Origin of the sequence: Pseudomonas sp. NFACC04-2, assembly GCF_900119265.1 — a bacterium.
Lineage (GTDB): Bacteria > Pseudomonadota > Gammaproteobacteria > Pseudomonadales > Pseudomonadaceae > Aquipseudomonas > Aquipseudomonas fluorescens_AA.
On sequence record NZ_FPJC01000006.1, the window covers coordinates 279,024 to 291,400 of the forward strand.

The window sequence follows — 12,377 nt, forward strand, 5'->3', positions numbered from 1 at the left end:
AGGGCCATTCAAGAATTGAATGACCCTTATAAAATCCCGCAGAGCGGGTAATCGTGGCGTCCCCTAGGGGACTCGAACCCCTGTTACCGCCGTGAAAGGGCGGTGTCCTAGGCCACTAGACGAAGGGGACACAAACCTTCTGACTTGATCAGCGCTGAGAACTGATCGATTCAAGGCCGGTGTGGCCAAACCTTGAACCTGTAATTGGTGGAGCTAGACGGGATCGAACCGTCGACCTCTTGCATGCCATGCAAGCGCTCTCCCAGCTGAGCTATAGCCCCGGATTTTTCGCCTCGCGGCGGAGCGACATCTTGCAACATCGCTTCTGTAAAACTGGCGTCCCCTAGGGGACTCGAACCCCTGTTACCGCCGTGAAAGGGCGGTGTCCTAGGCCACTAGACGAAGGGGACGCAAACCCTTCTATACAACTGATCAACGCTGAGTGTTGATCGCTTCAAGACCGGTGTGGCCAGGCCTCGAAGTGTAAATTGGTGGAGCTAGACGGGATCGAACCGTCGACCTCTTGCATGCCATGCAAGCGCTCTCCCAGCTGAGCTATAGCCCCTCATCGCTGAGGACGGGGCGAATCTTAAGGGCGTATCGGAGGTCTGTCAAATTTATTTTCAACAAATTTGAAAATTTTTTGCCGGGATAACAATCACTTACCGACAAACCCCGGAAAACCGGGGTATGTCCTGCCTCATCGAGTGCTTACGCGATCGCGCCCAACAGTTTTTCCCACTCCTTGTTCTCCTTCTTCGACACGCCACCGAGCAGATCGATGGCCTGGCGCAGGCGGAAACGGGTCAGGTCCGGCCCGAGAATCTCCATCGCATCGAGCACCGATACCGAACTGGCCTGGCCAGTAATAGCGGCGAACATCAGCGGCATGGCGTCGCGCAGTTTCAACTCCAAGGACTCGACCACGGCCTGGATGGTCGCGGTGATGCTGTCCTTCTCCCACTGACGCAGGCTTTCGAGCTTCCACAGGATCAGTTGCATCAACTGGCGTACCTGGTCGCCGGAGAGCTTCTTGGACTCGAACAGCTTCACGTCCGGCGTCACGCCACCGGCAAAGAAGAAGCCGGCCAGCGGAGCAATCTGGCTGAAGGTCTCTACCCTGCCCTGCACATGGGGCGCGATCTTCATCATGTATTCAGGGTTCAACGCCCACTTCTGCACACGCGCGGCGAACTCTTCCACCGGCAGGTCCCGCAGCCACTGGCCGTTGAGCCACGACAGCTTCTCGATATCGAAGATCGGCCCGCCCAGGGAGACCCGCGACAGGTCGAAATGCTCGACCATTTCCTGCAGCGAGAACTTCTCGCGCTCGTCCGGCATCGACCAGCCCATGCGCCCCAGGTAGTTGAGCATCGCCTCGGGCATGAAGCCCATGCGCTCGTAGAACGTCACCGAGGTCGGATTCTTGCGCTTGGACAGCTTGCTCTTGTCCGGGTTACGCAGCAGCGGCATGTAGCACAGCTGCGGTTGTTCCCAGCCGAAGTATTCGTAGAGCAGGATCAGTTTCGGCGCCGACGGCAGCCATTCCTCACCGCGCAATACGTGGGTGATGCCCATCAGATGATCGTCGACCACATTGGCCAGGAAGTACGTCGGCAGGCCGTCGGTCTTCATCAGCACCTGCATGTCCATGCGATCCCATGGGATCTCGACATCGCCACGCAGCATGTCCGGCACCACGCAGACGCCTTCGCTCGGCACTTTCATGCGGATCACATGGGGCTCGCCGGCCGCCAGGCGACGGGCGACTTCTTCCTTGGACAGCAGCAGCGCCCGGCCGTCGTAGCGCGGGGTTTCGCCGCGGGCCATCTGCTCGGCGCGCATCTGATCCAGCTCTTCGGCGGTACAGAAACACGGGAACGCATGCCCCATGTCCACCAACTGCTGGCAATACTGCTTGTAGATGTCACCACGCTCGCTCTGGCGGTACGGACCGTGCGGGCCGCCGACATCCGGGCCTTCGCTCCAGTCGATCCCCAACCAGCGCAAGGCATCGAAGATCTGTTGCTCGGACTCGCGAGTCGAACGCAACTGGTCGGTGTCCTCGATCCGCAGGATGAACTCGCCGCCATGCTGCTTGGCAAAGCAATAGTTGAACAAAGCGATGTAGGCGGTGCCGACATGGGGATCGCCAGTGGGCGAAGGCGCGATGCGGGTGCGGACGGTGGTCATGGCATGTCTCGGAAAGAATATAAAAAGCGAAGATCAAACAGGGGGCGAATGGTAACAGGCGATGGCGGGCGGGCTCCAGTGAGAGCGGGATTTGTGTGGCCAGCCGTCAGACCGAGTCGCGCCCATCGCGAGCAAGCTCGCTCCCACAGTTCGATCGAGCCACCCAATGATCCCCTGTGGGAGCGAGCTTGCTCGCGATGGGCCCCTAAGGTCGCCACACAACCTCAGACAGCCAGCAACCGCTCTCGCAACTTGCCAATCTCATCACGCAATTGCGCCGCCGCTTCGAACTCCAGGTCCCGGGCCAGCTGGTACATTTTCTCTTCCAGTTGCCGGATGCGCTTGGTAATTTCGCTCGGGGAGCGCAGTTCGGCCTCGTAGCGGGCGCTCTCTTCGGCCGCCTTGGCCATGCCCTTGCGTTTTTTGCTGCGCGAGCCTGGCACGGTGGCGCCTTCCATGATGTCGGCGACGTCCTTGAACACGCCCTTGGGGGTGATGCCATTGGCCAGGTTGAAGGCGATCTGCTTGTCACGACGGCGCTCGGTCTCGCCGATGGCCCGCTCCATGGAGCCGGTGATGCGGTCAGCGTACAGAATCGCCCGGCCGTTCAGATTACGCGCCGCGCGACCGATGGTCTGGATCAACGAGCGTTCGGAGCGCAGGAAACCTTCCTTGTCGGCGTCGAGAATCGCCACCAGCGACACTTCCGGCATGTCCAGGCCTTCGCGCAGCAGGTTGATGCCCACCAGCACATCGAAGGTGCCCAGGCGCAGGTCGCGGATGATCTCGACCCGCTCCACCGTGTCGATGTCCGAGTGCAGGTAACGCACCCGCACACCATGGTCGGCCAGGTAATCGGTGAGGTCTTCGGCCATGCGCTTGGTCAGCGTGGTGACCAGCACCCGCTCCTCCACGGCCACGCGCTTGCTGATTTCCGAGAGCAGGTCGTCCACCTGGGTCAGCGCCGGACGCACCTCGACTTGCGGGTCCACCAGCCCGGTCGGTCGCACCACTTGCTCGACCACCCGCCCGGCATGCTCGGCTTCGTAGTTGCCAGGGGTGGCCGAGACAAAAATCGTCTGCGGGCTCACGCTTTCCCATTCGTCAAAACGCATCGGCCGGTTGTCCAGCGCCGAAGGCAGGCGGAAGCCGTACTCCACCAGGGTTTCCTTGCGCGAACGGTCGCCTTTGTACATGGCGCCGACCTGGGGCACGCTGACGTGGGATTCGTCGATCACCAGCAAGGCATCGGCCGGCAGATAGTCATACAAGGTCGGCGGCGGCGCACCCGCCGGACGGCCCGACAGGTAGCGCGAGTAGTTTTCGATGCCGTTGCAGTAGCCCAGCTCCAGAATCATCTCCAGGTCGAAGCGGGTCCGCTGCTCCAGCCGCTGGGCCTCCACCAGCTTGTTGTTCGAGCGCAGGTATTCCAAACGCTCCTGCAACTCAGCCTTGATCCCTTCAATGGCGTCCAGCAGGGTTTCCCGTGGCGTCACGTAGTGGCTCTTGGGGTAGAAGGTGAAGCGCGGCAACTTGCGGATCACTTCGCCGGTCAGCGGATCGAACGCCGAGAGGCTCTCCACTTCATCGTCGAACAGCTCGATGCGGATCGCTTCCAGATCCGATTCCGCCGGGTAGATATCGATCACATCGCCCCGCACCCGGAACGTCGCCCGGGCGAAATCCATGTCGTTGCGGGTGTACTGCAAGTCCGCCAGGCGCCGCAGCAAGGCGCGTTGGTCGAGTTTATCGCCGCGGTCCACGTGCAGCACCATCTTCAAATAGGTTTCCGGGCTGCCCAAGCCGTAGATGCACGAAACCGTGGTGACGATGATCGCGTCCTTGCGCTCGAGCAGCGCCTTGGTCGCCGACAGTCGCATCTGTTCGATGTGGTCGTTGATCGAGGCATCCTTCTCGATGAAGGTGTCCGACGACGGCACGTAAGCCTCGGGCTGGTAGTAGTCGTAGTAGGAAACGAAGTACTCCACGGCGTTGTTCGGGAAAAACGCCTTGAATTCACCATACAGCTGCGCCGCCAGGGTCTTGTTCGGCGCCAGGACCAGGGTCGGGCGCTGGACCTGGGCGATCACGTTGGCAATGCTGAAGGTCTTGCCCGAGCCGGTCACACCGAGCAACGTCTGGTGCGCCAACCCGGCCTCGATGCCTTCGACCATCAGGCGAATGGCTTCCGGCTGATCGCCGGCGGGCTGGAAGCGGGTGACTAGCTGGAATTCAGACATGACATAACCTCTGGATTCACCCCTGTCGGCCAGCCGACAGGAACGAGAAAGACCGAAACGACGGGTGTCGCCCGAGGAAAAAGCTGGGATGCACACAATGTGGAGGTGAATGCCTTCGCTTTCAAGACGAACGTCCTACACGCCTTGAAGACTTTGACGCGGCGAGTGGACTAACGGTCGAAAAAAATCGAAAAAACTTAGCCTAAAAGCCGAATCGCCTGTCGCCGTGCCGGGTGATGGCCTCTATACTAGCTCCCCGTTTGTACACCGCTCTAGTGCATTCGGCTGGAGCGTCACACGTCCCCTCATTCTCCATTCAGAGCCGCGCACTAATGAGCCTGTTTTCCGCTGTCGAATTGGCACCCCGCGACCCCATCCTGGGCCTCAACGAAGCTTTCAACGCCGACACCCGTACCAATAAGGTCAACCTGGGTGTAGGTGTTTACTGCAACGAGGAGGGGCGCATTCCACTCCTGCGCGCCGTGGTCGAGGCCGAGACGATTCGCGTGGCTCAGCACGTTTCCCGTGGCTACCTGCCAATCGACGGCATTGCCGCCTACGACCAGGCTGTGCAGACCCTGCTGTTCGGCAAGGATTCGCCGCTGATCGCCTCCGGGCGCGTCATCACCACCCAGGCCGTGGGCGGCACTGGCGCACTGAAGATCGGTGCCGACTTCCTCAAGCAACTGCTGCCTGACGCGGTCGTGGCCATCAGCGACCCGAGCTGGGAGAACCACCGCGCCCTGTTCGAAACCGCCGGCTTCCCGGTGCAGAACTACCGCTACTACGATGCCGCCACCCACGACGTGAACCGCAGCGGCCTGCTGGAAGACCTCAACGCCCTGCCCGACCGTTCGATCGTTGTGTTGCACGCCTGCTGCCACAACCCCACCGGCGTGGACCTGAGCCCGCAAGACTGGAAAAACGTGCTGGCCGTGGTCAAGGCCAAGAACCACGTGCCGTTCCTGGACATGGCCTACCAGGGCTTTGGCGAAGGCATCGACGAAGACGCGGCGGCCGTGCGCCTGTTCGCCGAATCGGGGCTGACCTTCTTCGCCTCCAGCTCGTTCTCCAAGTCGTTCTCCCTGTATGGCGAGCGCGTCGGCGCCCTGTCGATCGTCAGCGAATCGAAAGAAGAAAGTGCCCGTGTGCTGTCCCAGGTCAAGCGCGTGATCCGCACCAACTACTCCAACCCTCCAACCCACGGTGCCAGCATCGTCGCCGCCGTGCTCAACAGCCCGGAGCTGCGGGCGCAGTGGGAAGCCGAACTGGGCGAAATGCGCCTGCGCATTCGCGGCATGCGCGACCAGATGGTCGACATGCTGGCCAAGGCTGCCCCGCAGCATGACTTCAGCTTCGTCGCCCGCCAGAGCGGCATGTTCTCCTACTCCGGCCTGACCGTTGAACAAGTGACGCGCCTGCGCAACGAGTTCGGCATCTATGCCCTGGACACCGGCCGCATCTGCGTGGCCGCGCTGAACCAGAACAACATCGATGCGGTGACCAAGGCCATCGTCCAGGTGATCTGAAGGTCGTTGGGACGAAGAACGGGAAGCCATGGCTTCCCGTTTTTTTTGGCTGTCTAAGCCCATGAAAACAGGCACACACCAGAACCTTCATCCAGCCCCGCATTTCCTATACGAGCAAATGCATCGCGACTACAACTCCGTCGCCCGCTGGCTCGCCGCATCGTCATAGATGACATACAACGACTCGGCCACCTGGCTCTTGATGGCCTTGGTGCTTTCCAGCCCCAGGACAAACCCTTCGGCCTTGCCTCCGGCACGGTTCAATTCTTCGGCCGTGCTCGCCTGGGTGATGGCGTCGTACAGTTTCTCGGCGTGAGGCCCCACACCCTTGGGCAAACTGATCTGGGCGGTGCTCACAAGCACACCTCGGCGCAACGGGCTGTGTGAAGTGGTAACAGGTGGTTCATGGCGAGTACCTCAATGTCGGCGAATGGCCGGCAGCGCGTCCTGCCACTTCCGGGCAACCATGGTAGCCCTCTCCCGCCCTTGCGGTAACTGCCAATCACTGATTGACCGTCAATGGGACATCTGGAATGCGCCGTTCGCCAATAGACGCTTGACTTCTCTTTTCCAATCAGTAACATACGCGCCATTCCGCGATAGCTCAGTTGGTAGAGCAAGTGACTGTTAATCACTGGGTCCCTGGTTCGAGTCCAGGTCGTGGAGCCAGACAGCAACACCAAAAAGCCCCCGGATCGAAAGATCCAGGGGCTTTTTTGTGGGCGAAAAAACAGGTGGATGGCCATATAAGTCTGGCCGAGGTCGCTGCCGGAACAATAATCCGGCGTCAAAAAGGCAATATGGTCCGGATCCTGCTTTCTTTTTCCGACAACCCAAGCTGTCACGTGAGCGTCATGACAGGGCCGCAAACTGGCTCTGTCCGCCAACAACAGCTTCAAAACAACAAGGACGAAGGTATGCCCACACAAAACCCCCATCGCATTGTCGGCCTGTGCACCTCCAGCAAGGTGTACAACGTACTGACCGAACTCAAGCAACTGGAAGGCCACCGCAGCGCCAAGTTCCTTTCCCTGCTGGCGGAAAACCTGGTCCGCAAGGGCCTGCTCAACGAGCAGGAAGTGGTGCATATGCTCGATCTGGTCGTCGATTGAGCGGCATCGATTCCTACTATTGAGCCAGTTGATTTTCCGTCCTTCCCCCTGGGCCGTAAGGTAACCCCATCGATTGATGGAGGTTTCCCATGCCCAAGGTTCAAATCATGTCTGTCATTGGCAGCGCCGTCCCCGCCCCACTCCGGGAGCTCGGGCTGCTGGCCTGCTGGTACCTGGTGCAAGACGGCGTGACCATCAGCGGCCCGCTGACTTCACTGCCCGCCGCCCAGGCACTGTCGCAACGCATCGGTCCCTACCTATTGAGAGCCTAGGGCAACTGCACACGCGGCGTGCTTTCGACGAACAAGGCCCAACAGGACATGAACAGCGCGGCGATCAGCGGCCCGATCACGAAGCCGTTCAGCCCGAACACCGCCAGCCCGCCCAGTGTCGAGACCAGCACCATGTAGTCGGGCATCTTGGTGTCCTTGCCCACCAGGATCGGCCGCAGGAAATTGTCCACCAGGCCAATCACGAACACCCCGAACAGCGTCAGCACCACGCCCTGCCAGATCGCCCCCGAGAGCAGGAAATACACTGCCACCGGTGCCCAGACGAGGCCCGCCCCCACGGCCGGCAACAACGACAGGAATGCCATCAGCACCGCCCAGGGCAACACAGTCGGGATCCCCAGGATCCAGAAAATCAATCCGCCCAGCGCACCTTGGCTGATGGCGACCAGCAGGTTGCCTTTCACCGTGGCCCGCACCACCCGGTTGAACTTCAACTGCAGGCGGCGCTTTTGATGTTCCCCCAAGGGAACGGCCATGCGCACCTTGCGCACCAGCTCCGCGCCATCGCGCAGAAAGAAGAACAGCAGATAGATCATCACGAAGAAGCTGACCAGGAACTGAAAAGTGCCCTGGCCGAAACTGAAGGCCTGGGTGGCGAAGAACTCGCTGCCCTGCATCGCGCTCTTGACGATCTTGTCGCGCAAGCCGTTCAGGTTGCCCAGGCCGAAGCGGTCCAGCAGGTGCTGGAAGTACGGTGGCAAGGCATCCTTGAAGCGGGCCAGGTAATCGGCAATGTCCAGCTCGCCGCTTTCCAGGCTCTTGTACAGCGCCGCGCCTTCCTGGACCAACAACGTACTGATGATGACCACCGGCAAGATCGCGCAGACCACACAGATACTCAACGTGGCCAGCGAGGTGACATTGCGGTGCCAGCCAAACTTCAACTGCAGGCGGCGCTGCATCGGCGCAAAGACGATACCCAGGATTACCGCCCAGAACACCGCGCCGTAAAATGGCAGCAGGATCCAGATGAAGGCGACCGTGACCAGCACCAGGAGCAACATCTGGGCTTTGTTTTGCAGCATCTTTCGATTCATCAGCTTTCCATGTCCAAAGGCGGGATACACATTAGTCCGCCAGGACTCGCCGGAGTGCCTTCACGTTTGCGCTGCGCATTGATCCAGATCAAAAAAATCCGGCCGACCCTGGCGTACCCTTCCCGCTTTTTGCGACCTGACCCCACCATGACCTTCGCCGCCCCCGAACTGCTGGCGCCCGCCGGCACCCTGAAAAACATGCGCTATGCCTTCGCCTACGGTGCCGATGCGGTGTACGCCGGCCAGCCGCGCTACAGCCTGCGGGTGCGCAACAACGAATTCGACCACGCGAACCTGGCCTTGGGCATTGCCGAGGCACAGGCCATGGGCAAGCGCTTCTACGTAGTGGTGAACATCGCGCCGCACAACGCCAAGCTGCGCACGTTCCTCAAGGACCTGGAGCCGGTGATCGCGATGGGGCCGAATGCGTTGATCATGTCCGATCCGGGATTGATCATGCTGGTTCGCCGGCATTTTCCAGCGATGCCGATTCACCTGTCGGTACAGGCCAATACGGTGAACTGGGCGAGCGTCGAGTTCTGGCAGCGGCAGGGGTTGAGCCGGATCATCTTGTCCCGTGAATTGTCCCTGGAGGAAATCGCCGAGATCCGCGAACAGGTGCCGGCCATGGAGCTGGAAGTGTTCGTCCACGGGGCGCTGTGCATGGCCTACTCCGGGCGCTGCTTGCTCTCGGGTTATATGAACAAGCGTGATGCCAACCAGGGCAGTTGCACCAATGCCTGTCGCTGGAAATATTCGGCGCAACCGGCGATGGAAAACGCCGTGGGCGACATTGTGCAAATCTGCCAACCCGAACCGACCCTGGGCCTCGGCTCGCCCACCGACCAGGTGTTTCTGCTCCAGGAGGCGAACCGCCCCGAGGATTTGATGCCAGCCTTCGAGGACGAGCACGGCACCTACATCATGAATGCCAAGGACCTGCGAGCCGTGCAACACGTCGAGCGCCTGGCGCGCATGGGCGTGCATTCGTTGAAGATCGAAGGCCGGACCAAGTCGCACTTCTATTGCGCGCGCACCACCCAGGTGTATCGCCGGGCCATCGATGACGCGGTGGCCGGTCGGGAATTCGACCGCAGCCTGATGACCGATCTGGAGTCCTTGGCCCAACGCGGCTACACCGAAGGTTTTCTGAGACGTCACGTGCACGACGAATACCAGAATTACCAGAACGGCAGCTCGGTATCGGATCGCCAGCAGTTCGTCGGCGAACTGACCGGCGAGCGGCGCGAACGCCTGGCTGAAGTACGGGTCAAGAACCGCTTTGGTCTGGGCGATCACATGGAACTGATGACCCCCAAGGGCAACTTTCACTTCGACCTGCATCAATTGCAGAACATCAACGGCCAGAGCATCGACGTGGCACCGGGGGATGGGCATGTGGTCTACGTGCCGATCCCGGATGCGGTGGATCTGCGGTTTGGGTTGTTGATGCGGGATGTGCGGGAGGCGTAGAAGCCCCCCAAATCAGACAGTCGCCACCGAACAAATGTGGGAGCGGGCTTGCTCGCGAAAGCGGTTTGTCAGGAGTGAATGTACTGACCGACACACCGCTTTCGCGAGCAAGCCCGCTCCCACAGAGATTTGTGGTGAAGACAGGATTTGCGAACTAACAGGTTTTTGGCCCGCGGCAGGAACTGCCGAAGGCTGCGATCCTTCTTTCCCGATAAGACCCGGTTGCCCAGGTGAAAACATCTGGATCGAGAGCGAAAGATCGCAGCCTTCGGCAGCTCCTGAGGGTCAGATCCGGAACTGCCCCACCAGTTGCCCCAGGCGCTGGCCCAGGTCGGCCAGGCTGCGGGAGGTCTGGGCGCCGAGTTGGGTTTCGTCGGCGACGCTGTCCACGGCCACGGCGATCTGATGCACGCTACGGTTGATTTCCTCGGCCACCGCGGTCTGTTCTTCGGCGGCGCTGGCGATCTGGGCGTTCATCGAGTTGATGGTGCCGATCAGCTGCGCCATGGTGTCAAGGGAGGCGCCCGCTTCGTTGGCCCGCTCCGAGGTGCCATCGCCGGCCTCGCTGGAACGACGCATCGCTTCCACCGCCGCGTGGGTGCCGGATTGCAGCCGGTCGATCATGCCCTGGATTTCCTGGGTACTCTGCTGGGTCCGGCTGGCCAGGGCCCGCACTTCATCGGCCACCACCGCGAACCCCCGCCCCGCCTCGCCGGCACGCGCAGCCTCGATGGCGGCGTTGAGGGCCAGCAGGTTGGTCTGTTCGGCGATCGAACGAATCACCCCGAGCACACTGACGATCGAGGCCACGTCCTGCTGCAGGCTGTCCAGGGACACGCCGCTGCTGCGAATATCGTTCACCAAAGCATGAATCTGCTGGATGCTGCCGGCCACCACGCGCTTGGCGGACTGGCCTTCTTCGTCGGTCTGCTGGGCCGCGACGGCGGCGCCCTGGGCACTGCGCGCGACTTCCTGGGCAGCCGAGGACATCTCGTTGATCGCCGTGGCCACCTGATCGGTTTCGTGGCGCTGACGTTCCATGGCCTGCTCCGAGCGCTGGGCCTGCTCGGAAACTTGCGTCACCAGGCCGGTCAGTTGCGAAGTCATGTCGGTGATCTGCCGCACCAAGCCGTGGATCTTGTCGACGAAGCGGTTGAACGAACCGGCCAGTTGGCCCAGCTCGTCCTGGCTGGTGATGGTCAGCCGACGGGTCAAATCCCCCTCGCCCGCGGCGATGTCGTCGAGGTTGTCCTTCATCAGGTGCAGGGGACGCAGGATTGTGTTGGCGAGCACCAGGCCCACCACCGCAATCACCAGCAACACCACCGCGGCGATCCCGACGATGCTCAAGATCACGCCTTGCAGGCGATCGTGGACCTTGGCCTCCACCAGTGCCACCTGGGCTTCGATGCCGTCCAGGTTGACCGAGCTACCGACCGCGAGGTCCCACTTGGGCAGGTATTCGGTGTAGCCAAGCTTGGGCACCAAGTCCTTGCTGCCGGGCAGTGGCGAGCTGTATTCCAGATAATGCGTTCCGTCCTTGGCGACTTTCACCAGGTCACGGTTGACGTAGACACCGTTCGGGTCGCGGTTGTCCTTGAAACTCTTGCCCACGCCATCGGGGCTGTTGGCCTTGAACAGACGAATGGTCTCGGAGTCGTAGCCGAAGAAGTAGCCGTCCTTGCCGTAGCTGATATTCGACAGCAGCTTGATCGCCTGGGCGCGCGCCTCGTTATCGCCAGGCGCGGCGGCATCGTAGAGCGGCTTGATCGCGGTAAGGCCCACCGCCACGTAGTTCTGCAGCGTGGCCTTGGCCTCGCTGAGCAGGCGCTCACGAGTCTGTTGGACCTCTTTACCCGCTTGTTCCTTCAAGATGAAAGCCGTGGTCAGGCTGATGATCACGGCGGACAGCAATACCGGCAGTATCGCAAGGGACAGGACTTTAGCCTTCAGGCTCAGGCGCATGCTGTTCACTCTTGTTGGTGTTATTGGCGTGGTTAGCTGTATTAACGGCACCGCACGGCAAAACTGTAGGACAAGGTGAACGGTTCGTCGGCAGAGTCGTTGAATGCACGGGCCTCATCGCGAGCAAGCTCGCTCCCACAGTTTTTTGTATCGCGTGCAGATGTTGTGATCACCCAAAAAACCATGTGGGAGCGAGCTTGAACTGGCCTAATGATTTTGGACACTTCAATCGGGCGCTATGATGGCGCCCAAATCTGAGGTGTTTTGGTTATGCGTAAATCTTACTCCAGTGAGTTCAAACTCAAAGCGGCCAGCATGGTGCTGGACGAGGGACAGTCAGTTCCCGAAGTCTGCGCCAGCCTGGATATTGGGCCCACGGCGCTTCGCCGCTGGGTCGATCAGGTTCGTAAGGAGCGGTTGGGTTCAACCCCGGTGGGCGCCAAGGCGATTACCGCTGATCAGCGTGAAATTCAGCAGCTCAAAGCGTTGCTCAGGCAAAAAGACCTGGACATTGAAATCCTAAAAAAGGCCAGTG

At 60.8% G+C, this 12,377-nt stretch carries 10 protein-coding genes, 5 tRNA genes and 1 pseudogene; 6 read left to right on the top strand and 10 right to left on the bottom strand.

The genetic code is table 11. The features are described 5' to 3' along the window. Nucleotides 1-54 precede the first annotated feature (54 nt). The 6 genes from BT125_RS11700 to uvrB all read right to left on the bottom strand — a co-directional run bounded on the left by BT125_RS11700 (nucleotide 55) and on the right by uvrB (nucleotide 4,433). Nucleotides 55-130 (bottom strand) — tRNA-Glu (locus tag BT125_RS11700). A gap of 75 nt (nucleotides 131-205) precedes the next feature. Next, nucleotides 206-281: transfer RNA gene (locus BT125_RS11705), tRNA-Ala, on the bottom strand. A gap of 53 nt (nucleotides 282-334) precedes the next feature. Continuing rightward, nucleotides 335-410: transfer RNA gene (locus BT125_RS11710), tRNA-Glu, on the bottom strand. A gap of 79 nt (nucleotides 411-489) precedes the next feature. Further along, a tRNA-Ala gene (locus BT125_RS11715) sits at nucleotides 490-565 on the bottom strand. Between the two features lie 146 nt (nucleotides 566-711). Beyond that, nucleotides 712-2,193 carry a glutamate--tRNA ligase gene (gene gltX, locus BT125_RS11720; RefSeq protein WP_072407052.1) on the bottom strand — a complete coding sequence of 494 codons (1,482 nt, stop codon included), beginning with the start codon at nucleotides 2,191-2,193 and terminating at the stop codon, nucleotides 712-714. A gap of 224 nt (nucleotides 2,194-2,417) precedes the next feature. Continuing rightward, on the bottom strand, nucleotides 2,418-4,433 hold the full coding sequence (gene uvrB, locus BT125_RS11725; protein WP_060741432.1) for an excinuclease ABC subunit UvrB: 2,016 nt from the start codon (nucleotides 4,431-4,433) through the stop codon (nucleotides 2,418-2,420). A gap of 332 nt (nucleotides 4,434-4,765) precedes the next feature. Between uvrB and BT125_RS11730 the strand changes: the two genes are divergently transcribed. Further along, on the top strand, nucleotides 4,766-5,962 hold the full coding sequence (locus tag BT125_RS11730) for an amino acid aminotransferase (RefSeq protein WP_072407054.1): 1,197 nt from the start codon (nucleotides 4,766-4,768) through the stop codon (nucleotides 5,960-5,962). 129 nt (nucleotides 5,963-6,091) lie between these two features. Here the strand turns inward: BT125_RS11730 and BT125_RS11735 are convergent, their stop codons facing one another. Next, a complete protein-coding gene (locus BT125_RS11735; protein ID WP_018612405.1) occupies nucleotides 6,092-6,319 on the bottom strand; it encodes a hypothetical protein in 228 nt (75 codons plus the stop codon). 236 nt (nucleotides 6,320-6,555) lie between these two features. Here BT125_RS11735 and BT125_RS11740 point away from each other — a divergent pair. The 3 genes from BT125_RS11740 to BT125_RS11750 all read left to right on the top strand — a co-directional run bounded on the left by BT125_RS11740 (nucleotide 6,556) and on the right by BT125_RS11750 (nucleotide 7,346). Continuing rightward, nucleotides 6,556-6,631 (top strand) — tRNA-Asn (locus BT125_RS11740). Between the two features lie 248 nt (nucleotides 6,632-6,879). Next, on the top strand, nucleotides 6,880-7,074 hold the full coding sequence (locus BT125_RS11745; RefSeq protein WP_003203896.1) for a hypothetical protein: 195 nt from the start codon (nucleotides 6,880-6,882) through the stop codon (nucleotides 7,072-7,074). An 89-nt stretch (nucleotides 7,075-7,163) separates the two neighbouring features. Further along, nucleotides 7,164-7,346 (top strand): hypothetical protein, encoded by a 183-nt coding sequence (locus tag BT125_RS11750; RefSeq protein ID WP_046063464.1) that lies wholly within the window; start codon nucleotides 7,164-7,166, stop codon nucleotides 7,344-7,346. Here the strand turns inward: BT125_RS11750 and BT125_RS11755 are convergent. Next, nucleotides 7,343-8,404, bottom strand: coding sequence for an AI-2E family transporter (locus BT125_RS11755; RefSeq protein WP_072407056.1), 1,062 nt, complete (start codon nucleotides 8,402-8,404; stop codon nucleotides 7,343-7,345). The genes BT125_RS11750 and BT125_RS11755 overlap by 4 nt on opposite strands. Nucleotides 8,405-8,551: 147 nt before the next feature. On the opposite strand from BT125_RS11755, the gene yegQ reads away from it, so the two are divergent. Next, complete coding sequence (gene yegQ, locus BT125_RS11760; RefSeq protein ID WP_072407078.1) at nucleotides 8,552-9,877, top strand: prephenate-dependent tRNA uridine(34) hydroxylase TrhP; 1,326 nt, start codon at nucleotides 8,552-8,554, stop codon at nucleotides 9,875-9,877. A gap of 285 nt (nucleotides 9,878-10,162) precedes the next feature. On the opposite strand, the gene BT125_RS30025 is transcribed toward yegQ, so the two are convergent. Both BT125_RS30025 and BT125_RS30030 read right to left on the bottom strand, forming a co-directional pair. Then, complete coding sequence (locus BT125_RS30025) at nucleotides 10,163-10,984, bottom strand: methyl-accepting chemotaxis protein (RefSeq protein WP_370873826.1); 822 nt, start codon at nucleotides 10,982-10,984, stop codon at nucleotides 10,163-10,165. A gap of 84 nt (nucleotides 10,985-11,068) precedes the next feature. Further along, nucleotides 11,069-11,842: pseudogene (locus BT125_RS30030) on the bottom strand (cache domain-containing protein); the annotation flags it as partial. A 270-nt stretch (nucleotides 11,843-12,112) separates the two neighbouring features. Between BT125_RS30030 and BT125_RS11770 the strand changes: the two are divergent. Beyond that, nucleotides 12,113-12,377, top strand: a 265-nt coding sequence (locus BT125_RS11770) for a transposase (RefSeq protein ID WP_139271716.1), incomplete at its 3' end; no start/stop codon positions are given.